23 protein-coding genes are annotated in these 22,781 nt (G+C 39.1%); 4 read left to right on the plus strand and 19 right to left on the minus strand.

The features are described from left to right. Positions 1–146: 146 nt before the first annotated feature. Entirely contained in the window at positions 147–779 is a 633-nt protein-coding gene (locus tag A33Q_RS06660; protein ID WP_009036319.1) for a Crp/Fnr family transcriptional regulator, read from the minus strand. Between the two features lie 92 nt (positions 780–871). Between A33Q_RS06660 and A33Q_RS06665 the strand changes: the two genes are divergently transcribed. After that, on the plus strand, positions 872–1,132 hold the full coding sequence (locus A33Q_RS06665; RefSeq protein ID WP_009036320.1) for a hypothetical protein: 261 nt from the start codon (positions 872–874) through the stop codon (positions 1,130–1,132). A 287-nt stretch (positions 1,133–1,419) separates the two neighbouring features. Here A33Q_RS06665 and A33Q_RS06670 read toward each other — a convergent pair whose 3' ends face one another. The 9 genes from A33Q_RS06670 to A33Q_RS06710 all read right to left on the minus strand — a co-directional run bounded on the left by A33Q_RS06670 (position 1,420) and on the right by A33Q_RS06710 (position 11,436). Next, complete coding sequence (locus A33Q_RS06670) at positions 1,420–1,893, minus strand: GNAT family N-acetyltransferase (RefSeq protein ID WP_009036322.1); 474 nt, start codon at positions 1,891–1,893, stop codon at positions 1,420–1,422. Between the two features lie 166 nt (positions 1,894–2,059). Beyond that, the gene (locus tag A33Q_RS06675) at positions 2,060–2,374 is read right to left on the minus strand and encodes a hypothetical protein (protein ID WP_009036323.1); all 315 of its coding nucleotides are present in this window, start codon (positions 2,372–2,374) and stop codon (positions 2,060–2,062) included. A gap of 120 nt (positions 2,375–2,494) precedes the next feature. Further along, positions 2,495–4,939 carry an outer membrane beta-barrel family protein gene (locus A33Q_RS06680; protein WP_009036324.1) on the minus strand — a complete coding sequence of 815 codons (2,445 nt, stop codon included), beginning with the start codon at positions 4,937–4,939 and terminating at the stop codon, positions 2,495–2,497. Between the two features lie 202 nt (positions 4,940–5,141). Then, positions 5,142–6,206 (minus strand): serine hydrolase domain-containing protein, encoded by a 1,065-nt coding sequence (locus A33Q_RS06685; protein ID WP_016254816.1) that lies wholly within the window; start codon positions 6,204–6,206, stop codon positions 5,142–5,144. A gap of 2 nt (positions 6,207–6,208) precedes the next feature. Beyond that, positions 6,209–7,060: a hypothetical protein gene (locus tag A33Q_RS06690; protein WP_009036326.1), complete on the minus strand. Its 852-nt coding sequence runs from the start codon at positions 7,058–7,060 to the stop codon at positions 6,209–6,211. Further along, entirely contained in the window at positions 7,057–8,235 is a 1,179-nt protein-coding gene (locus tag A33Q_RS06695; protein ID WP_009036327.1) for an outer membrane protein assembly factor BamB family protein, read from the minus strand. The genes A33Q_RS06690 and A33Q_RS06695 overlap by 4 nt, the downstream gene beginning before the upstream one ends. A gap of 15 nt (positions 8,236–8,250) precedes the next feature. Continuing rightward, a complete protein-coding gene (locus A33Q_RS06700; RefSeq protein ID WP_009036328.1) occupies positions 8,251–9,093 on the minus strand; it encodes a CPBP family intramembrane glutamic endopeptidase in 843 nt (280 codons plus the stop codon). A gap of 156 nt (positions 9,094–9,249) precedes the next feature. Beyond that, entirely contained in the window at positions 9,250–10,137 is an 888-nt protein-coding gene (locus A33Q_RS06705; protein ID WP_009036329.1) for a phosphatase PAP2 family protein, read from the minus strand. Positions 10,138–10,272: 135 nt separating this feature from the next. Then, positions 10,273–11,436, minus strand: a complete 1,164-nt coding sequence (locus A33Q_RS06710) for a helix-turn-helix domain-containing protein (RefSeq protein ID WP_009036330.1) — start codon at positions 11,434–11,436, stop codon at positions 10,273–10,275. A 203-nt stretch (positions 11,437–11,639) separates the two neighbouring features. Between A33Q_RS06710 and A33Q_RS06715 the strand changes: the two genes are divergently transcribed. Beyond that, positions 11,640–12,788: a helix-turn-helix domain-containing protein gene (locus tag A33Q_RS06715; protein WP_009036331.1), complete on the plus strand. Its 1,149-nt coding sequence runs from the start codon at positions 11,640–11,642 to the stop codon at positions 12,786–12,788. A 425-nt stretch (positions 12,789–13,213) separates the two neighbouring features. Here A33Q_RS06715 and A33Q_RS06720 read toward each other — a convergent pair whose 3' ends face one another. Beyond that, positions 13,214–13,462 carry a hypothetical protein gene (locus tag A33Q_RS06720; protein WP_009036332.1) on the minus strand — a complete coding sequence of 83 codons (249 nt, stop codon included), beginning with the start codon at positions 13,460–13,462 and terminating at the stop codon, positions 13,214–13,216. Between the two features lie 203 nt (positions 13,463–13,665). On the opposite strand from A33Q_RS06720, the gene A33Q_RS06725 reads away from it, so the two are divergent. Continuing rightward, positions 13,666–14,217: a fasciclin domain-containing protein gene (locus tag A33Q_RS06725; protein WP_009036333.1), complete on the plus strand. Its 552-nt coding sequence runs from the start codon at positions 13,666–13,668 to the stop codon at positions 14,215–14,217. A gap of 163 nt (positions 14,218–14,380) precedes the next feature. On the opposite strand, the gene A33Q_RS06730 is transcribed toward A33Q_RS06725, so the two are convergent. The 4 genes from A33Q_RS06730 to A33Q_RS06745 form a co-directional block, all read right to left on the minus strand. After that, on the minus strand, positions 14,381–15,682 hold the full coding sequence (locus A33Q_RS06730) for a Zn-dependent hydrolase (RefSeq protein WP_009036334.1): 1,302 nt from the start codon (positions 15,680–15,682) through the stop codon (positions 14,381–14,383). Positions 15,683–15,710: 28 nt separating this feature from the next. Then, entirely contained in the window at positions 15,711–15,962 is a 252-nt protein-coding gene (locus A33Q_RS06735; protein ID WP_009036335.1) for a hypothetical protein, read from the minus strand. 92 nt (positions 15,963–16,054) lie between these two features. Continuing rightward, on the minus strand, positions 16,055–16,798 hold the full coding sequence (locus tag A33Q_RS06740) for a LytR/AlgR family response regulator transcription factor (protein ID WP_009036336.1): 744 nt from the start codon (positions 16,796–16,798) through the stop codon (positions 16,055–16,057). A gap of 144 nt (positions 16,799–16,942) precedes the next feature. After that, positions 16,943–19,012 carry a tetratricopeptide repeat-containing sensor histidine kinase gene (locus tag A33Q_RS06745; protein ID WP_009036337.1) on the minus strand — a complete coding sequence of 690 codons (2,070 nt, stop codon included), beginning with the start codon at positions 19,010–19,012 and terminating at the stop codon, positions 16,943–16,945. 140 nt (positions 19,013–19,152) lie between these two features. On the opposite strand from A33Q_RS06745, the gene A33Q_RS06750 reads away from it, so the two are divergent. Next, positions 19,153–19,722, plus strand: coding sequence for a hypothetical protein (locus A33Q_RS06750; protein WP_009036338.1), 570 nt, complete (start codon positions 19,153–19,155; stop codon positions 19,720–19,722). A gap of 28 nt (positions 19,723–19,750) precedes the next feature. Here A33Q_RS06750 and A33Q_RS06755 read toward each other — a convergent pair whose 3' ends face one another. The 4 genes from A33Q_RS06755 to A33Q_RS06770 all read right to left on the minus strand — a co-directional run bounded on the left by A33Q_RS06755 (position 19,751) and on the right by A33Q_RS06770 (position 22,742). Continuing rightward, entirely contained in the window at positions 19,751–20,329 is a 579-nt protein-coding gene (locus A33Q_RS06755) for a hypothetical protein (protein ID WP_152527386.1), read from the minus strand. A gap of 237 nt (positions 20,330–20,566) precedes the next feature. Then, positions 20,567–21,805, minus strand: a complete 1,239-nt coding sequence (locus A33Q_RS06760; protein WP_009036340.1) for a DUF4236 domain-containing protein — start codon at positions 21,803–21,805, stop codon at positions 20,567–20,569. Positions 21,806–21,911: 106 nt separating this feature from the next. Then, a complete protein-coding gene (locus tag A33Q_RS06765) occupies positions 21,912–22,451 on the minus strand; it encodes a hypothetical protein (RefSeq protein WP_009036341.1) in 540 nt (179 codons plus the stop codon). A gap of 87 nt (positions 22,452–22,538) precedes the next feature. Further along, positions 22,539–22,742, minus strand: a complete 204-nt coding sequence (locus tag A33Q_RS06770) for a hypothetical protein (protein WP_009036342.1) — start codon at positions 22,740–22,742, stop codon at positions 22,539–22,541. Between the last annotated feature and the right edge of the window lie 39 nt (positions 22,743–22,781).

A 22,781-nucleotide genomic window follows, 5' to 3' on the forward strand; every position in this document is an offset into this window, starting at 1 on the left:
ATTAGATGATGGCCATGTAGGAAGAATGCAATAATCAATAGCGCTTTGGTAGACGTGATTTTTTTCATTTTTGTAACTGTTTGTTTGTCAGCTACAAAGTTGGGGCAAGATGTGGAGTGGGAAATTGACCTATGTTAAGAAGATAACTAGCGCTCCTCAAAAAGTTTTTTTCTAATTCTGCTCAGCGACTCTGGTTTGATGTTGAGATAGGATGCCAGGTATTTTAAGGGCACTTGCTCTAAATATATCGGGTACTTTTGCATCAACCTGAGATACCTTTCCTGCGCAGAACCTGTCATTAGAGAAATTTCCCTTTGTTCTCTCCATATATAATACTGTTCCACAGCAGTCCTTCCAAACTTGTTGCTTTCGGGATAGTGCTGATAAAGCTGCTGCAGGAAATCATGATGGATAGAAGCCAATACGCAATCTTCCAAAGCCTGAATGAAAAAGCGGGATGGTTCCTGTTGGATAAAACTGGAATAAGAACAGTTGAACTCGTGCTGAAAGGAAAAGTCAAAAGATTTTTCTTCTCCTTTGACCATTATATAATGTCTGGTGCAGCCGGTTAAAACAATCGAAAGAAAGCGCTCCGTTTCTCCCTCATTTAAAATAAAGTCCCCTTTATGGTATTTTCTGATTTTAAAACCCTGCTTGAATACTTCCCATTGTTCATCCGTCAAAGGGAGGTAATCATACAAAAGCTCCCTTGATGCCTTTAGATGTTGTTCGTACTCATCTTCCGAAAGTGTTCTATCCATGGAGGGCTTGATGTTCATTTTGATTTCCAAGTTATGGATTAACTTAACATAGGTCAATTTTTGGGGGTGATAGGCCTATTACCTTTGTTAAACAAATCAAACTAAAAAAAATGAAAATTCAATTTAAGTTCGGAAACCTAAAGGGGCTATATGTGATCGCTTACCTTTTGCTATTTGGAGGAATACTGAGGCTTTTTTCCGGTCTGTATGATTTTTTTAAAATTCAGTCAAAGTTAGAACTATTGGATAAATTTGACTTTTTGATACAAAACGCACTTTTATTTGGGCTAAATGGCTTGATCCTTTTCTTAATCTTAAAGTGGATAGCAGGAAACCTTAAAGAGAAAAATTTTGAAGTTAGTTTAAAGTAAAATTCAAGTAATCCAAAAAAATAATGAAAAAGACAAGTTCCATGAATTCAGCTAACTTATTTGTTAAAGTCCTTTCTTATATTTTCCTGAGCTGCTCAATAATCTACTTTATGTTGCAATTGGTAATATTCTATAAAAACCCATTGAATGATGCCATCTATTATTTAGAAAAAATTGGGCCTGGGATTTGGATGTTCCTAATAGGGATAGGTTTAAGAATTTTAAGTAAAAGGAATTTGAGTAGGATTTTTGAAAACTGAATCTTCTCCCTTTTTCCATTTTTACATCTAATCCTTTGTCAGGGTTTTGTGGAAACAAACACTGTTCTCTATACCCGCATATTGATCGTAATTTGGAATGGTGTCGTAACCTGATTTTTTATACAACCCAATGGCTTCGGGCTGCATTAAACCGGTTTCCAAAATTGCAGAGGAATATCCCAATTCTATAGCCCATTGTTCCAAAGTTTGAAGGATTAATCCAGCAATTCCCTTATTTCTATAGTTTTCCAGAACATACATTCTTTTAATCTCAACTTTGTCCTTCTCATATTCTTTAAATGCACCGCATCCCACTGGAATTTGTCCGGCATAAGCAATAACGACATGATTGATTTTGTCCAACTTGTTATACTGAGCATAAAAAGAGTGGTCAGCTCCATCTCTTATATCCAAATCTTTATCCAATAGCTTTACCAGGCTCAGGAAATCAAGATTTGAGCTATTTGATCGCTGAATTTTGATGTTTTGAATTGGAGTCATTCTTATACAATATTACAGCAAATAAATTGAAATAAGCTATTGGTTTTCCAAGCAATCTGTAAAAAGGGGACCTTTAGGATTTTTCGGTTAGTTTAACTTAATAAGGTGAAATCTTCCCAAAAGCAAAAAAACCGGAGCCATATTTTGGATCCGGTGCGATCATTGATCATGCTGCTTTAGGTAACCTGCTTTGAAGTTTTTTGGAAAGAATGTCACAAATATCTTCTAATTCTTTTATGCCGAATTCACTCTGAAGGATTTTGAGGTGTATTTCTTTAATCTCGAGAGGAGCGGTAACAAAGAGAGCTGTAAACGCTGCTAGCAAACTGTGCTTTTTAACCTTAGAATCAGGCTTTTCTCCAGTCCAAATACTTTTCAAGGCTTCTCTTGGATTATCCATAGCTGCTTCAATGGTGTATTTTATAGATTTAACTTTTTGAATATGGTAGTTCATATCTAATGATTCGAATTGAAATTTCATGATTTTAATAAATTAATGATTAACAAGGTCTTAGTTGCTTTTCTTTTTTTGAATTGTGTGAACCCAAATCCAAATGTTCCTGGGTACACATCTTCGGTGCAGATGAAAGAGTGATTTGGATTAATCCAATCTGCTTCTTTCTTCAATACTTCCGCTTCGTTGGTTTACTGAGAAGGACTGTCCTTTGGAGAACCTATACCGGAAGGTGAAATTGACTCCCTGCTGGCCAAAGTATTGGCTGAATCTGGTGTCCACATTGGCAAACTGCATCTCTCCTCTAAGCTTTTGGGACCTGAATAGGTCTCTACCTGTCAGGGAAACGTTAAACTTGTCATTCTTCCAAGACTTGGAAATTCCGGCATCCATGTAGAAGAATCCTGAGAACCTAAATGCCCCCTGTACCTGTGGCCCCACATACATGCCCATAAGCTCTAATTTAAGGTTGCCGGGTAGCGTAATATTGTGCTGGGTTCTTGCCATCACGGAGAAGGCCGAATTTTCTAACATTTCATCTCCAATTTGGGAATTGAAAGAATTATAGTAGGCCTGAAACATGTTGTTTGTTGACCACCATGGGGTGATTTCCACAGGGACCATCAACCTGGCCGAGAAATTATGCATGTTGTCCAGGTTTTTTATCTGAAGCGTTGTTACTCTAGTGGCATCATCTTGCAGGGCGATTACCTGAAAGATATCCGTTGTATAAGTGTAGCCTAAAGTAAACTGGTAAGCGTTCTGCCAAACCTGGGTCACTTCGGCTGTATGCGCATACATCGGGGTCAGGTTTGGATTTCCCTGCTCTTGGGTCAGGTCATCCAGATAAAATACCGCCGGGTTCAAAAACCGATAATTAGGACGGGTTAATCTTCTGTTGATATTATAGTTGATTTGATAATTATCGTTGACTTTCTGCCCAATAAATATAGATGGGAACCAATCCAGGTATTTGGAGGAATTCACCTCGGCAGTCACCAACTGCCTACCTGTGAGAGAGGTATGTTCTGCCCTTAGGCCTGCCTGAAGATTCACTTTTTTGCTCAGGCTTCCACCATAGTTGACATAAGCTGCCCATACATTTTCATCATACCTGAAGTTGTTGAGATAGGTGATTGGTTCTACATTTTCATCACCAAAAGTCCTATTTATGGTCAAATCATTTTGTGATTTTACCCAACTTCCTTTTATTCCCGTTTCTATTCTAGAGCCATTTTGTAAAGGCAGAAACAGATCAGCCTTGGTAGTCATTATGGAATAGTACATGTCATTGTTCATGTCCAATACATTGGAGCTGATGATTCCATCTATACCAGTTGTGTATAGATTGGATAGCTGGTTTTGATTATTGGCGCCCATGAGGGAATAATCCAAATCAGCCGTCAGTTTTGTGCCGAGGGTATCCAATAAACCGATATAATGAATGTTAGCAAAAACACGGTCAGTTAGTTGATTTCCCTCATTACTGGTTTTTAAGTAATCATTGTTTTGTTGTCCACTAATTTGGATATCAGCCATGGCATCCACCTCGTCTCTTTGGTTGAGGTAGTTGAGCTGAAGGTTGCCACCTACGCTGTGTTTATCATTGATGTCATAATCTAAAGAAGCGGTAGCAAACATACTTTCCTGAATCCTTTTGGTGTTTGCCTCCTGATCTAAGGAAGAGTTACCCTCTGGACTTGAGAAATTCCTTTGGGTTTGAAGATTGATCAAATTTCCTTGGTTATTGTAATTGAGGTTAAGGCTGCTTCTCCATTTCCCACTTTTGTGGTTGAGCGAAGCATTGGCAAGACTGTTGGGCAAGCCATTGTAACCGCCACCAATTTGCATGCTTCCATGGGTTCCGTTTAAGTTGTTCTTCTTAAGACGGATATTGATAACCCCTCCAGCTCCTTCTGCATCATACTTGGCTGATGGATTGGCGATTACCTCAATGCTTTTAATGTTATCTGCAGGCATACCAGTAAGATAGGAGGCTAAGTCTTCAGGGCTCATATAGGTCTGTTTGTCATCAATCATGACCAAGACACCACTTTTTCCATTGAGTTGGATACGGTTGTCATTGTCTATGAATACCCCGGGAGACCTGCCGATTACTTGCAGGGCATTGCTGCCCTCTGCCATGGCAGAGCCTTCCACATTGACTACGGTTTTATCCTCGAAAATGGTGATTTCAGGCCTTGCCGCTCTTACCGTTACTTCATTTAATGTGTTGATTTCTTCTTCAAGGATGATAGTTCCAAGATCCTTTTGGGAGGAATTCACTACCTTCTCATAGCTTTCAAATCCTATGGCTGAAACTTTAAAGATTGCTTCTTTAAACTCAGATGTAGTTTCCATTTCAAACTTGCCGTCAAAATCTGTCACAGCACCTACTATTATTTCCCTGCTTTCTGGATGAAGCAAGACCACATTGGCAAATGGAAGGGGCTCCCCTTGGTTGTCATTTACCCTTCCCCAGTACTTTTCATTTTCATATGAAAAGTTTCCTTCCAGGCCTTTACTTCCAGCTATAGCCTGCGCTATGCCCATCACAGAAATAAAAAGCCAAATGATAGTTTTTGTGTTCATGGTGTTTGTTATTTGATGCAAAACTAGGGCAGGCCTATCAGGTGGGTGTTCCAATTGGGGAATCCGAACGTAAATGGGCTTGTCTAAAGGTGTTCGGATTTATAAATCAGTACTTGGGAGATAAAAAATGCAGGAAAAATAGGCCGGTAGACTTGGAAAATGGGGCTTGCCGTTTTTTTTAAAACAGAAAAATATCGTGGCTTTATTTACAGCTTTGGATAATCATGGCGATTAGTTCTTTTTCATCGTCCCAAAGTTGGGTATGGGTATAGGGCCATGCAGTATAAACTACCACTAGGTTTTTTTCTGGTGCCATCAGTACAAATTGCCCACCATGTCCCAAGGCAGCAAATGCCTTCCATTCGGGATATATCCAAAAATAGTAGCCATAGGGTCGGTTATTATGTCCGGAGATGGCCTGGATTGAACTGGCTTCCTCCAAGTACTCAGGGGAAATGATTTGTTGATTGACCCAGATTCCATTTTGAAGTACCAATTGACCGATTTTACCCAAATCCCTTGGTTTGAGGAATAAGCTGAATGCTCCATACGTTACCCCATCACGCGAAGATTCCCATTTCCAATCTTTGATGCCCAATGGTTCAAAAAGGTATTTTTCAGCAAAAGATGCCGTCGGTTGCATGGCAAGCGTTTCTATAGCTTTAGAGACCAAATGGGGTGCCCCATCATTGTAATTCATAAAAGTGCCGGGTGCATGTATTAAGTCCTTTGACAATATCCATTGAATAGAATTGTTTTTTTCCTGACAAAGCTGAAGGGTATGTTTGTCATTATCAAATTCCAATCCAGCCTGCATGCTTAATGCATCCTTTAGGCGTATTTGTTTTTTAGGTAGGTTGTCATCAAACATTACAGGAAACAAATCATGGAGTTTGATTTCAAGGTTGTCAAATAAACCTTTTTCCATAGCAACTCCCACCAATAATGAGGTGATGGATTTGGTACAGGATTGAATATTGGAAATTTTATGTAGATCATTCGGATCATTGGGATAGGCCTCAGCCACCAATTTTCCATTTCTAAATACCAAAAGGCTTCTCGCCATTACATACCTGTCTTCCCTATACACTAGCTCGAAGGCTTTTTCCAATAGTTGTGAATCCATGTTTTCATTTTCAGGCGTGCTGAGTTCCCAGCCATCATTAAGTTCCTGTGGAAGCAAAGTTTGAAATGGCTTTTTGAATGGCTCTTCCGAAAGACAGGATCCAAGTATTAAGAGAAGTATAATTCCTATGAGCGATTTCATGTTCATAAGTTGATTCCTATGAAAATCTGATGGGAAGATTGAATAAACTGATTGGAATAATGGGTAGAAACCTGCATATGGTCGAAATGATACCCCACTTGGGCTTGTTTTTTCTGCGAAATCGGGAAGTTGTATCCAATCCTGCTATGCACCTGAAAGTTATGGGGCAACCCTATTAACTTGGGCTGATGGTGCATTGACTGGAGAATTCCTCTAAAGGAAAAATCATCAATTTTGTAATCTCTTTCTATGTTTGGTCGGCTTAACAAACCAATTACAGGAAGATTGAACTCCCAAAATAAACTTCTGGCTTGACCTTGAAGCCCATACACTGTTCTTGAAGAAACTCCTGTTTGCAATTGATTGGCCCAATACAAATGGCTCTCATCCCAATTGGGATAAAAACTTGTATTGTAAGCCAGGTTGCCAAATGGCCCGGCCCAAATTTTCCAGTTTGTGATTTTTAAGATTGGAAATAAATGGAAATAGCCTGCTTGGATTTGGAGGTTTGCCGAAAATCCGCTTGTCTCCCAAGGGCTTGTTAAAGGTGAAATCCCCAATCTGGCCTGAAACCGGCTAAGGTGGTTCAATTCTCTGTCAGCCTGGAATTCTACGGAAAATTGGAAACCCTGATGAACCTTAGGTATGAGGTTCAGTTCCTTTTGTTGGTTGTATCCGGTGAGAAACTGAATCCTTTTGGTTTTTTGGAGGGCTATTAAATCCTGGCAATGGCCCGGTTTTGAATGGATGAAAACCGGAATCCAGAATAAAAATGCCCATAATAAATGTTTTTTTCCTGTCCAATTTCCTGACCAAGATGAATTCGTGTTTCCTAAAACCCTTTGATTTGTCATGGTAATTTTAAAGCGTAAACTTTCCCGTCCAAACTTCCGAAATACAATGTTTCATTATTCAAAACAGGGGTATTGATAATAGGCCCAAGACTGTCTATCAGTGTTTCTGCATCCTCTGCCGAATTAATTTGAAGGTCAGTCCTGAATTTTCCTGCTTCATCGTAGAGCTTGGGATAATTCTCAAGACTCGTCTGGGTCTGATATTCCCATTCCAATGCTCCACTTCCAGGACTCACTGCCCTGATCTTTCCATCAAAGCCGGGGAATATGATCCAATCTTTAAATGCGATCGGAGATCCATAAGACCGGGTAAATGTCACGATACTCCACTTTTCCTTTCCGGTTTTTTCATCGAGCGCATAAAACCTGTAGGTATCTGAACTTCCGAAATAAACTGCGCCATCATGAATCAGTGGCGAGGCAATGATCCAACTGCCTCCTTGTTCTGTAAAGTGCCATATACCTCTCCCTGTTTCCAGGTCAAGCACATAAAGATTCAAGTCCCTGGATCCGATATATACTTTTCCATCCTTTACCAATGGTGATTTTTGGAATTCGGCATTTGGGAAATACCGAGAACCAATGGCCTGAAATTTCCAGATAAGATCTCCTGTTTCAGGTTCCAAGGCATACACCTGACCTTTGAAATTGCCGATTAATAACTTTCCATCTTCCAATACAGGAGTCATGTGAATAGCAGCACCGGTATCAAATTTCCAAATAACTTCGCCTGTTTTGGGATATAGGGCATAAACATGTCCATCTCCTGAAGCCCAAAATATTTTATCATTTCCGGGCAAAGGGCCTGATCGGAAATAATCCCATAAGTCTATTGCATGTTCTTCCCCGGCCTGAAAGATCCACTCCAGTTTGCCGTTGTCTTTTTTCAATGCCGTCAATTGACCGTTTTCATTGCCAAACAGCACCAGGTCATTCCAGATGGCGGCTTCAGCAAGAATAGGGGACTTGGATTGGAATTGCCAATTGGCCTTTCCGGAATTAGTATTCAAGGAGTAAAATGTTCCGCCTTTGTTTCCGATAAATAGGTTTTCTCTTTCCAAAGTAGGACTTGCATGGATGGGGGCATGGGTGTCAAATTCCCAAAGGTTTTCCTGAGCAAAAAGACAAGGGGCAATCAAGAACCCAACGAAAAGGGTCCAAACTGATTTTTTCATAATAGTTGGTTTAGTTTATTTTTTTGATTGTGAAAGTCTCTTTTGCCTGAGCCATAGTCCGATAAACAGGTAAAGCAAATTGGGAATGATTCCGCAAATAGGGGAGATCCAAATCTGTGCACCTGCTGAAATCTGTACATAGCCATCAATAACCAAATGGTTGATCAGGGCATCTTCCATGGCATGCATCAAAATTACTGGCCAGATGGAAAGGGTCAGCCTGTATAATTCCGTGAACATCACCGTCCAAATGACCATATTGATGACGGCCAATACCATAAAAGATATCCTGTCAACCAGTAAAACCGCCATCATACTTTCTTCCGGCAGAAATACCAAGTAATAGGGAGCATGCCACAATCCCCAAACCAATCCAATAATCAGATATAGCTGTAGATCGCTCAGTTTAAATTGCAGGAGTTTGACGGTGAGATAACCTCGCCAAACGGATTCCTCAAAAATGTTTTTGACGATATTCACCAGAAGGAGACTTAGAAAAATATTGAAATAGGGTTTGATTTCGAATGAACTGAAGTCCATCCATCCAACCCCAAATCCCAAAAGTAAGGTGATACCGGTCACTGCAGGAAAAATCAAAAGGGCTATTGCATACCAGAAACCATTCGATTTGAATTTGGGAAGCAGCCCAGCATCTTTCCAGCCATCTCCCATAAAGCTGCGGAGGATGATGACCGTGATCAGTGGAAAAATCAGCCAAATGGCCATTCCCAGGCTTTCCTCACCTTCCTGTTCAGGAAGGGCATGGTCAACAAGGACTCCAAACCAACCTATCAGCAAAGCAACAGTACAAAAGATAATCAGGTTGCGAATTTTGGCTTTTTGGCTTTTTGAATTCATAGTTTGTGTGGGGTTATAATTCATTCACCAAAATACTAAAGAAATCAATTTACGCATGTTCCGCTTTTAAAAGGCGTACAAAATTTCATGTAGAAAAACAGAAAATGGCCTGTTCAAATGATGAAGCAGGCCATTTAATGAGAGTTTGATTGATTCTTACAGCTTCCAAACTGCAGATAGTGCATAAGTATTACCCTGGATGATGGGGGTAAAGCTGAGGTTTCTGTCTTTGGTTTTATGGAGTTTTGGGATTCCATAGCCGATTGCTGAACCGACCAAAGCCCCGACTAAAATGTCGGAAGTGTAGTGAATGCCCGTTTCATACCTGACCACACTGATGGCTGTTGCAGCAGCCAAGGAGCCTGCCCAAACCCATGGCTTAAATTTAGAATCAGGATGGTAATCTCCAAAAACCGTTGCCACAAATACCGCAGTGGAAAATACTGAGGTGGTTTGCTGGGCAAAGAAGGACTGGCCCGGATCTTTGGCAATTTTGTCCTCATAGCTCACATTGGGATTGTAAATGTAGGGACGGTAGCGGGTGATGCTCCTTTTACTGATGGTCGCTGTAGCTGATGCAAACAGTCTTGTTTGAACAAACATGGTTCCTACGGTGGCAAAATCCCTTCTCACCCCTTTGTCAGCAAGCAAAGCAAGGGGTGCCACTAAGGCAAAAGCACCTAACTGATCCGATACATCCCTTAGCTGAGGATTGTATTTGTATGTAGCACTTCGGTCAAACCAATTGACATCCTTATGGGTAAATGCATTAGCCTGTTCTGCCGTTAACGGAGTTCTGCTGTCGTCCAGGGAATTGGCAAACAGATAAGTACCCGCACCCAATCCTGTAACCACAAGGTCAGTTTTCCAACTGAGTTGATAAGGTTTGTAAGCGGTAGGTTTAAGAACTTCTTGTTCTTTTGATTTGAAACTGGCAGCAGGTAAATTTCTATCCTGATTTTCAGCTGCTTTTTCATTTTCCTTGGCAAAAGATGCAAATAAGAAAGCCATTGCCAATACTGTAGTCAACATTGATTTTTTCATGGTTTTGTGTTTTCGTTTGTGCAAAATTGCGGCACAAAACCAGCTTGAATGTTCAAACTTGGAAGTTCGAACGCATTCAAGAATCAATCATGAAAAAATTTTAAGGATAAAGGACTTTTGGATTGCTTTTATCAATCATACAGGCATTTTGCTTTTCTTAAATTCACTCGGGGTCATGCCCGTATGTTTTTTGAAAGTAGTGTTGAAGGTGGTTTTTGAATTGAACCCTGATTCAAACCCGATACCGACAAGAGATAGGTGGTTATATTTTTCATCTGTCAAAAGCCTTTTTGCCACATTGACCCTTTCTTCGTTGATCAGTTCGAAAAAGGTTTTCCCCATTACGGTATTGATAGCTTGGGAAACAAGATAAGGTTGTTCTCCGATCAATTCAGCGAGTTCCTTAATGGAGACATTTTCATTTCTGAAAAACTCTTCATCCTTAATGGCGTCCCTTACTTTGTCTGCGATAGCAACTAATTGAGGATTGATAGTCTTTTCTTCCTCCTCAGGTTTAATTTTCTCTATCTTTTCAACTTCCTTTTCTTGCTGTGCTGAAGTTTCTGTGACAATTTTCCGAAGCTTATAAATCTCGGGCGATATTTTTCCTTTGATGGTAACGAAATACAGGAAAATAGTAAGGGCTACCATATTTAACAGACATCCTTTCGTAGAAAAATCAGGATTGGTCAATACAAAAGCCAACAGGGTGTATGAAATTACAACAGTTCCCAGAAAACCGAAAATCAATTGTTTTATCCAATTTATTCCCAATTTTTGCTTGGATGAAAAATTTTGCTTTACCCTTTCCTTGTGTTGCTTGTAGGCCTTAAAATAAAGAAAAGCATAGAATATTATGTATATAAGGTTGGTAAAAGAAAGGACTTGATCATAAGTGTCCTGACCGCCTGCGTATTCGTATGTTACCTGATACTTATCCTGAATGTATTTTACATAATGCAGGGCTATGGGTATATAGGCAACAGCAAATGAAAAGTGCTTGAGTGTTCTTTTGAGGCTGACTTCTTCTGATAAGCTTCTGATGTAAAGGTAAAGGGAGGAAATGGTAATAAACTTGGTACAATGAAAAATCCAGACATATTTCCAGCCTAACTGAATTTGAAGGATAGGTGCAAGTAGTAAGATTACGGCAGTAAAAATGAAAATAGCCAATAAATTATTTGAAGCTTTATCTCTTTCCGGATAAAGGAAAACAACCGTGGATAAGATAATTCCTTGCAATCCTCCGAACATAATCAATATGTTCAGGATATTATTTTGTAAATCTAAGTTTGACATTTACTGAAAAATTTTTCTAAAAATAGTGGAATCCTATTTTAGAAGGTAGAAATTAGGCCCAAAAATAGAGCAAACAATATTGGTTCAATTTTAAAGAGATCAATTTTGTTGTTTCACCTATATTTATCCCTTTGTAAGAATTAGGACCCTTCGATTGGAAAAATAACAGGGATACCTAATTTTGATTATTCATCAAATTACGAATGAGCTTAACTGAATCTTCGGATTGGATTTTACAGAACTTTAAAGTCTTGTTTAGTTTTCTTGGAGCTATTCAGGCATTTATTCTTGCAGCAGTAATTCTTTTTTATCCGAGGGAAAACAGGGTGTCCAATATTCTTTTAAGCCTATTTGTATTTTCCATCGGCCATCTTTTAATTATCAATAGGGTTGCAGAATGGCTAAATCACCATTATGATTGGTTGTTGTTTAGCTTTCAGCTTTTAGGTTTGATTTCCCTTTATCTTTATATCAAGAGCCTTTACAAAGAAATCAATTGGAGGAAGCATTGGTGGCATATTCTGGTGATGGTCTTTGATTCTTTTAGGATTTACATCGGAAGTCAGATCCGCTTGTCAAACCTTGAAGAGGATGAGTATTACTATCAGTTTTTGGGTACTAATTTTGAGTATTTCAGCTTGATAGCCATTGTTGTTATTTACATCATATATTTTTCACTTTCCATAAAAGAGTATCAAAATTACCTGAAGATTGCCAGGAAGAACTTTTCTGACGAATTGAGATTAGGGACTTCATGGGTAAAACAGATGATTTATGGTAGGTATTTTCTTATTGTAATTGATTTTATTTTGCTCTTTATCAATTATACATTTAAGGAATCTTATTCTCCCTATCACGGCATTGCCAATACTATAGCTTATACAGTTTTTGCATATTATATCACCATAAAAGGAAAACTCAATCCGGCAGTCTACCAGTTAAGGCAAATTGAAAATCCACAATTAGGGGAGAAGTCTTTTGAAAAAATTGATCAAAAGGAGTCCAATGAATTGTTGGAGGTAATTGCGAAGCTATTTCGAAAATCTATGGATCAGGATAAACTGTATATCCAAGAAGGACTCTCGGTAAAAGAAGTAGCAGAACATCTCGGTTATCCGCCATATTTGGTTTCTCAGGCCATAAATACATGTTTGGAAAAAAGCTTTTTTGAATTGGTCAATGGATACAGGGTCGAAGAGGCTAAAAATATGATTATGGACGAAAAGTATAACCATTTGTCCATGGTTGGAATTGGGTTTGAGGCCGGGTTTAGTTCCAAAACAGCCTTCAATACCGCTTTTAAAAAGCATACAGGGATGACTCCAAGTGAGTTTAAGAGGCTTGATCATTAAGATTGGTTAAGAATAGTTTATTTAGATTGGATTATTGATAAGGTGAAGAAACGATAGTATGTGATATTTTTTTCAAACTGTTCACAAGATTGGAAGACAAAACTTTATGTATATACAAATAGGAATTGAATTCATAAGAGTTGGTTTTTTAATAATTGCGATGAATTTTTTCTACCCGTCAGAGACGGATCGTAGTTTCAATATGTCCACTCAACCAAGCTTTGGTCGGTTTTTCTCTCCATGCCTCCTCTTTTGACTTTTCGTTGAAATAGGGGTTATTTGGGGAGTAGTGGATTTTTTTTGCAAAAACAATTTTTAGTTTACTGGATATGGGAATAATAAAATTGATAAAGGCAGAGAGTTTATCTTTGTTCTTTGACTTATATTTCCAAATTGAAAAGGTTGATTCTTAGATGGAGAATTTTTTACTGAAATGCCGGCAATAAGTGTTCCCATATCAAATTAAGTTCAGCTTGCATATTGGGAATATCGGCGGTGGAAACGATTAGGGCGTTTTTCTCAGGAAGCACCAGAATAAACTGACCATTGCGGCCATCTGCCCTGTAGGAGTTGTGACGACTTCGCCAAAGCTGATACCCATATCCCTGCAACCAATCAGAGTCATTTGCCTTGACCTTGAGGTCTTCCTCTAACAATTCAACTAACCTAATCAAGAGTTAGTAATTTAAAATCTTTACAAAAAGCCTTATCTAAAAACATTAGAAATTCACTTCTATTTCTCAAGTAAAAAATAATTAAACATGGTAAAAAATTACTAAATAGACTGATAAAATAATAATATGTAAAAAAAACAAGAAAAAATTTAAACAAAATATTTTTTATTCGTTTAAACTAAAGAACCAACAAATTAATTATCATGAAAAAGTATTCTTATGTTTTCCTGGCGGCACTTTTATTCGCCACGTTCGGTCTTGTATCTTGTGACAATGAGGATGAAACTCCCCCACAAAATGAAGAACCAACACCAAATTTAGTAGAAGCGGCTGCAGAAGCTGAGCTAAATGTACTTTTAGTCGCTGTACAATCTGTTCCGGGGCTGTCCGGTACTTTACTGGAAGCTGATGCGATCACTGTCTTTGCACCGACAGATGCGGCGTTTCAAGCTGCATTGGAAGCGTTTGAAGTGGAGGATCTTGATGGGTTAGTGGCCGAGATAGGAGGGGTGGAAAATCTGGAAACCGTCTTAGGCTTCCATGTAGTTCCTGCCATTGCATTTGCAGAAGACCTTCAGGAGGGTGAAAATAACTTCACTACTGTTTCCGGTCAGGAATTGAGCGTTGTCCGGGAAGGACAGGCAGTCACTGTTATAGACGCATCTGGTAATTCTGCTAATGTAGTAGCTGCTGATGTGGAAATCGAAAATGGTGTTGTTCATGTAATCGATGCTGTTTTGCTTCCTGAGTTGTAAGCAGATCTACTTCAGTGAGATAAAAAAAGCTGTCCAGTTTTTGGGCAGCTTTTTTAATGTGTATTTCGTATTTAATTTTTGTACTTTTGAGCTTGAATTAAGTTTCGATCTTTGATTTCAATATTTTTTATTCTTAATACCAACTCATATACTGCTACTTTCCTCAATGTTTATCCAACGATAGAAGGGTGTGGAGCATTAGATCAGCTCCTTTTGCCATTTGGGAAGGTGAGGAATATTCTTTGGGATTGTGACTGATACCCTCTTTGCTGGGAATAAAAATCAAACCTATAGGTCCTAAAGCAGCCATTTCCTGAACATCATGTCCGGCACCGCTTTGCATTTTGATGAATGAAATTCCCAGGGATTGGGCTGCCCTTTCCATTTTATCCTGGATTTCTTTACTGGCAATGGTTGGCGTTGTGCCGAGGTTCAGATTTTTGAATTCTACTGTTGTGTTGGTTGACTTTGCAATCTCATCGGCACGTTTTTCAATATCCCCAAACATTTTCATGATCTTTTCTGTAGATAAATCCCGCATTTGTAGGCTCATTTCCACCCTACCTGGAATGATATTGGGTGCTCCCCCAGGAACTGAAATTTTTCCAATGCTTCCTACCTGTGCTCCATCATAGCTCCTTACAACTTCATTCACTGCCAAAACCAATTTTGAAGCTGCGATCAGAGCATCCTGCCGATCATTCATGGGGGTGCTTCCGGCATGATTGGCCATTCCAGTAACGGTGATGTCCCAATCTTCAATACCTACAATTCCTTCCACTATAGCCACATCTATTCCCTGAGATTCCAAAACTTTGCTCTGTTCAATATGGATTTCAAGAAATGCAGCCAAATCTCCTTTTTTCCGGATGACTTCGCCCAACCTCCCAGGATCTCCTCCAATTGCACGAATACCCTCTTCTAGCGTCAGTCCACTTGCGCTCTTTTGAGTCAGTGCTTCTGTTTTTAAATTTCCTGTCAGTGCACGACTTCCGACCAGTCCACCTTCTTCATTTTGAAAGATCATGATTTCCAAAGGATGATCAGTGGTGATGTTGTGCTCATTCAAGACCTCAATGATTTCCAATGCAGTGAAAGATCCCAGTGTGCCATCATAATTACCTCCTCTAGGCACCATATCCAGGTGTGACCCAAAAGCAATCGGTTTTTTCGAAGAGTTTTTCCCTTCCCTTTTTCCAATAATGTTTCCCGCAAAGTCAATATGTACATCCAAGCCTGCATTTTTCATCAATTCCATAAAGTATGCTCTTCCTTCAATATCTCCTTGACTGTATGCAACCCTATATGGTTCTCCTTTTTCGTTGATTCCAAACTTGGCATATTCCTGTATTCGCTGCTCCAAGCGTTCTGCATTGACCCTGATATTTTCATAAGTCAGTTTTTCTTGGGCAATTGTTACCAGGCTGATGAGCATCAAGCTGAAACTTAACAAGCGTGCTTTCATGGTATTATATGTTTTTTGGAATTAGCAATCACAAGACTCTCCCCTCAGAGTAAAGATCATAGGCAGCGACTAATGTTCGGTGCTCCGGGGAGCTGCCATACCGAGCAATTTTAGTGATATCGGAACGGTTTTCTGTGTAGACAGCAAGGTATTTCATGTCCAATTCATCCCAGACGACCAATAAATAAGCATATGGGATTTTGCTGTTTCGTCCCATTTCCAGCCACTCTTCGAAAAGTGATTCTTCTAGGGTCTTGGGAAAGTCTGGGCTGTCAAACATGAGTAAAAGGATTAGTGATGGTCAAAAGTAAGGTTAGCAAATATTCGGGCAAAATTTCCTGCTAATTTAATTGGATTTCTTTAGACCTTATTTTACTCTGATTTTAATATCCTAAGAACTTCTTCCTTTCTTCTGGAGGCTACTTCTATCTCGGTGTGGTCAGATAGGATTAGAAAGCCTCCTTTTCCTTTGTGATATGATTTCACATCTTCAATGTTGACAAGGTGGGATTGGTGTGGACGAAGAAAATGGTGCTTTTCCAGAGCTTTCTCAAATTCTTTGAGTGTTTTGGCTACCATGATTTTTGATTTGTCCCGCAGGAATACCTTTGTGTAATTCCCATCTGCTTCACACCGAATGATGTCCTGGATTGGAACAAATTCCAGCCCTTTGGGAGTTGGGATCTCTAACCTTTTGTTGAGGACCATTTCCTTTTTCCATTTTTGACTCATGGAGACTTGAGATCCTTCCTTTCTATTGAAGTGTCTTTTCAAAGCTCGCTCAAGCTCCTCCCTGTCAATTGGCTTCAACAAGTAATCAATTGCATTTACTCTGAAAGCCTTGAGGGCATAACCTTCATGTGCTGTTGTGAAAATGACATCAAAGTTAACTTCCTGAAGTTCTGATAAAATATCAAATGCATTGTAGTCTTGCATTTGTATATCAAAAAATACCAAATCTACGGTAGCGGGACGAAGTAGATCAACAGCTTCCTCGTAACTTTTGGCCCAGCCATCTATTGAAATGGTGTCAGGATGATATTTTTCTAGAAGAAGTTGTAACCTTTCTTTGCTGTGTGGTTCATCTTCAATGATCAGGCACCGGCTTTTATTCATCACTTAATTGGTTTTAAAACTGTTACTTGAGAGTTAATCAATAGTAAATAAGCCTTGCTTATCCTTGGTGATTGTTTTGGGAAATTGTCGCTTTTGTCAAATTGCATGAAGCTTTCAAATCAAGCCAATGATCAGTACCAATTTTCATTGGTAGATGATCGGAAGTTGAAGGGCTATCTCAGATCCGTGATTGAGTTTTTTCCATTCTAAAGGGAATTGTTGCGCATGTTGATCTTTCCAAAGGATTTTGAGTCTTCTCTGTATCAACCCAAGACCCATGGATTTCTTTTTTAATTTTTTCACATTTTCTATTTGATCATGAATCAATGCCTCGTCACCATTATCCCTTACAGTAAGCTGGAGGTGCTGTCCTTCCTTTTTTAGAATGATTTCGATTCTTCCTTCTTCTTTTGAGTGGGCTATTCCATGCCAGATCGCATTTTCTATCATAGGCTGAATCAATAATGGGGGAATTTTTACAGTATCCATGGAAATGTCGGGTTCACAAGCTATCACCATCTTGATCGGCTTTCCCAATCGCAGAGATTCTATTTCAGTGTAAGCTTGAAGCATTTCTATTTCCTCTTCGAGAGTTATCAGTTCTTGATCAGAGAATTCTAATATTTTTCGGATCAAAACAGCAAAGCGGTTAAGATAATAGTCCGCTTTTTCCGGTTCATTTTTTAAAAGAAAATTACTGATTGAACTCAATGCGTTGAAAATGAAATGGGGGTTCATTTGTGCTTTGAGCGCTTTATACTCCAATTGGGCTTTTTGTACCTTAAAGTCCGCAGAGAGTCTGAGCTTATCAGCTTTGACTTTTTTCCTATAAAAATGCTGAAGTATAGCGCCTGTAACAATAAAGAGTACAAAAATCAAAAGTGCTGCTCCGGTGAGTATCCGCTGTTTTTCATTTTTAGCTTTTAAGGTCTGATTTTCAAATAAAAATTCAGACTTCATTTGTTGGGCATTTTTCTCAAATTCAAATTCAACCTGCATTCGGGTCAGTTTCTTCTGGTTTTCATTATTGAAAATGCTGTCTCTGAAAATGATATGTTTTTGAAATGCCAGAAGTGCTTCTTTGTTCTTTCCCAATTCTTCATAGCTTTCCGAAAGTGCTTTCCAGGCACTATTCTGATGGGATAGGGAGCCAGATTTTTCAGCCAATTCAAGGGCTTTTTTTCTAAGATCCAAAATGCTCAGCTTCGGTTTTTTCTGCATTTGAAAAAGTTCGGCCTTGTCCAAATAGATTGTGGAGAGATAAAGAAAGTCCTGGTTTTCAAACAAAATTCCAACTGCTTCATTGAGATATAGCTCGGCTTTTTCAAGCTGTCCAAGGGACATATAGAGTTTTCCCAGATTAGCTAAGTCCGAAGCAATTCTCCTTTGATTACCAATTTCCTTATTGATTGCCAATGCTTTGAAAAAAAGATCCTCGGCATCCTTATATTTACCCTGAGCTTGATAATTATTTGCAAGATTTCCATATTCAGATGCCAATCCTTGTTTATGCCCGCCTCTTTCATACCAAACAACAGCTTCTTTTTGGTGCTTTTCAGCAGTTTTGAGATCCCCAAGGTTTTTGTAGACCAAACCTATATTGGTGTTTAAATTTGCATTTTCATTGTACTCAGAAGAATCAGTCTGACTCAAGGCTTTAAGAAATTGCTCCAGTGCTTTTGGATAATCTGCAAGAGCGAGGTAAACCACACCAGTATTTGAAAGGCTGTTTATAAGATTTCTGCGTAATGCCAAGGATTCAAAAATTTGATTGGCCCTGTCATGATATATCAGTGCTTTCTGATATTCTCCCTGATTATAGAGCAGAAGAGCCATGTTATTGAGCACCCTTGCTTCGCCGGCTTCATTTTGATTGTTCTTATGGAACTCCAACACGCTTGCAAAAGCTTCCAAAGCTTGGGAGTCTTCACCTAAGTACCAGAAATTGATCCCCTTACTGTTTAGCCCTGAGCTCATACGGGGCATATCACCTATTTTTTTGGAAAGTGTAATGGCAGAGTCAGCATAGGTGAGTCCCTTCTTGGGTGAAGATTTGGCCCATTCGTAAGCAAGTTCATTGAAAACATCAATTTTGCTACTATCCGGAAGGTTTGGATTGGTCAATTCCTGATTGAGAGAATCTATAAAAGCTGTCTGTGCATAGACTTGGCAGCTCAAAAACAGTAGTAAAGTCAAAATTCCTAACCGATTCATAACCAAAGTTTAAGATTCAAAAATTACAATTTATTAAGCAGAAAATAATCTTTTTGAAGCGATAAATAATTGAATCGGTTCAATTAATCAATTTGGTTTGAACTGAGTCTTGAGAAAGGATAACTTCTCAACAAAAAGTCATGAAAAAAGCTATACTTATTTTGTTCGCATTACTCCTGTTCAATATAGAAAAGAGTTTTTCGCAAGCCTTTGATATTGATACCAAAGTGGTAGCTGTAGGGGTTGGATTGGGAAGTTCATTGGGCAGTTTCAATTATTCATCGCAAATTCCCGGAATCAGTCTGCAATATGAACAGGGCATGTGGAATGCCGGAGATGTAGGAGTGATCAGTTTGGGAGGTTATGTAGGTTACAAAAGCTTTTCGTACAGGACTGCTTCAGGTAATTTCGAAGCTACTTCAAAATGGAATTATACCATAGTAGGTGTGAGAAGTGCCTTTCATTACCATGGATTAGAAAACGATAAAATTGACCTTTTCGGTGGAGCGATGCTCAGTTATAATATTCTGAATTATTCTTACAGCGATAATACAGGAATGCCAAACATGGGAGGAGGTAATTTTGGAAGCACAGCAGGTCTTACACTCTACGTTGGCGGTCGGTATTTCTTCAGTCCAAACCTGGCTGCATTTGCAGAATTGGGGTATGGGGTCTCTTATCTCAATTTGGGTGTTGTTTTCAAACTTTAGATGACCATTAATTGTAGAAGGCAATTTCCTAAGAATTGCTTTCTACATAACCAAGCCTGAATTCCCCTTGGCTGATAGTCTTGATTCCTGTACCTCTTCCTGTTGCACTTGAAACCGGTCCGATCAGAATTGCCGAAAAAATCCCCTCCATAATTCCATCTCTGATCTTGGTGAAGGTTAGTTCAGCCTCATCTTTGATATCCAGATTCGGATAAGATTCTTTTAAAATCACAGCATTGTATATATCACCCTTTTCATCGGCATAAGTAAAAAGGATTTTAGGTTGTGTGAAAGCTCCAATCTGTATCCCATCCGAAAGCCTATAATTCAGATTAGTTTGGATCTTTGTTTCGCTTCTAATCAGGATATTGATAAAATCCTTTGTACCATTAGAACCGGGGGCGATTACCTGTAAAGCAGCATTATAAACTTTATGGTTGGAATCGTAATTCAATAAAGAAGGGCTCAAAGCGTTTGCCTGATAAAAAATTTCTTGTCCATCTACTTTAAACTTAATGTACAAGTTTGAATTGGGCACTGGTGATTCCTCACCACAAGCTGAAAAAATCAATAAAAACAGGAGCAGGAAATAGAGGTCTTTTTTCATGGTTTTTTCAAGGAATATACCCTTTCCATCCATCCACCGAAATGCGAATTTATTTACTGCTGATGAGTTTTGATTAGAAGTATAGTCTATTTGATTAAATGCAAAAAGAGCAGGGATAAACTATTGTAAAAACTAACTCCACTTGCTTTCAATGAGATTATCCGCCCCTATGCACGAAATTTTAGATCCCCTGATTGAAAGCTGTTCCGAAATAGTATCTCTCAAGCCTTACCTTGATTAAGATACTTCAATTTCTTCTGTGGTGGCTTTTTGAAGGATTCCCGCAAACTTAAAAAGACTTGGAGTACTGATGATCAAAGGGTTTTTTCGTCCCTCTAAAACTACTTCCACTGTACCGGCATCAGCATTGAGGTAAATGTCCTGTACTCTACGGATGGGGTAGGAGCGTATATTTCTACCTTCCTGTATTTCCAATACCCTACTGCTGATCCTTATTATTCCTTCCATGTCCAGCTGATAGCCTACTGTCTTGTATCTGACTTTATTTTCTTGCCAAGTATCCAGGATTCTTTGGTTCAGTAATCTTCCTTCATCCTCATAATAAGCCTTTTCATTGGCTACCAATGGTCTTGAGATTTCAATAATTCGTAAGGCTTCTCGCTGTAACTCTCTGAGATGTTGAAACTGAGCTATCAATGCAGTTTCTGCCAGGATTTCTGATTTCGGTATTTCCCAATCCAGTTCAAGTTTTTGAATCAAAGATTCTTCAGCTCTTGTAAGTTGATGATCCGATATGACATGCTCTACAGCATCGCAGTACTGGGTAATTGCTATTTTTTCGGCAAATGATTTTTCTACAGGAAGGAAACTTAAGAGGTCTTTTATCGGGAATATTTCCCCATCAGTAAGTTGTTTTTCGAGCCAGCAGTTCAAAACCAGTGGAGCTATAGCTTTTTGGGATCCCTCATCAAGGTTTTCTGTGGCTTGCCGCCAGGAGTTGGCATTTTGATCCGAGGCATGTAGTCCCTTGATTTCCTCAAAAGCCATCAAAAGATTGTTTTTTCGATTTCTCTGTTTGTTGTAATAGATAAGCAGAAATAAGCCTATTACGGCCAATGCCAATTTGATGCTGAGCTCACCGACCAGAAGACTGATCAGCAAGAGGCCAATCCCTGAAAATAAAGTTGTAGCGTTTACATTTTTGAAGATGTCAGGAAAAACCAAAGGCTCTCTCACAGTTTTCGAATCCAGCGCATAGGTCAAGCCGGTGTCTTTAAAAATTTCCTCTTCGTCCAAGGATGACCCTCCGTTAAATTGTCCTCCTTGACGGGAATTTTGAGCGGATAGGTTTTTTCTGTAATAAAGGCCATGCCTTCCGCCATGGACATATGTCCTTCCTTGAGAATTGATCCCGATTCGGGCACCTGTCACTCCTCCCGAGATACCGAACCCACTTTTTGAAAGATTTACTCTTAAAGGGCCAAAATTGAATCCTTTTCTTAAATAAAATGCCATAGACAAATTAAAGATCAAAAATCACGCAAAACCTTATTTTTCAGTTTGAATCTGAAAAAAAATAGCGAGGTCACCCCGACCTCGCTACTGTTCATAAAAAAATCAATTATCTTCTGATATCAAAAGAGCCCTCTCTGACTACCAACTTTTCACCCGATTGGGGAGAGGTGATGTCAAACATAAAATCACCCCATACTCTGGTTTCTGAAATTCCTCGGATACGTAGAATGCCCTGTTCTACTTCAGAATAAATTGTGGCATTTCGGCTTTCATCCCACCAAGTGACGCCAAGCCCCATATTTCCCAATTCACCTCCTGCCAGGTAGGAGTTTCTCAGAGAATATATCCCAGTGGTCAGTTCAATTTCTTCTTCATCATAGATTTGTATCCCAATCAAAAACTCGGAGTTGGCTGCATTGGAGCCATCATAAAAGTCAAAACCGTTGACGTAAAGCTCAAATTCAGGGACATACTGAGCCACAAAAGTTCCGCTTGCATCAAATTGTCCAGAAACGGCATCTGAGGCTTCAAAACTTGAATTTATCTGATTATTACCAGGGCCATCTTCATCATCCTCTATACAGGAAGTGAAAAATAAACCTGATATCAGAAATAAGAAGGTTAAGCTAGAGATCTGTATTTTCATTGTGTTTTAGTTAAAATTAAGGTTATAGCAATTTCAGGCAGACCTTTTAGAGAGGACTGAAATTGGTGAAAAGAAAGATTTGGACTTTTATTCCGGGCTTTGGGAGGCTTTTATTTTCCTTTTGATTATTAGAAATGAAAGTGTTCCTCCTATCAATATAAAGATGAGACTTCCTGCCAAGTATCCTTTGCCGTATGAACTCAATTCATTGAAGTCGCTTACATACTTAAAGAAGTTAAACAAGCCAATAGCAAGTAAAAACAAGGATACGATGAGGATAAAGTTTCTCATTAAATTGAAAAGGGGGGAGAATTTGACTCCCCCATAAAT

The organism is Indibacter alkaliphilus LW1 (assembly GCF_000295935.2).
Classification (GTDB): Bacteria; Bacteroidota; Bacteroidia; order Cytophagales; family Cyclobacteriaceae; genus Indibacter; species Indibacter alkaliphilus.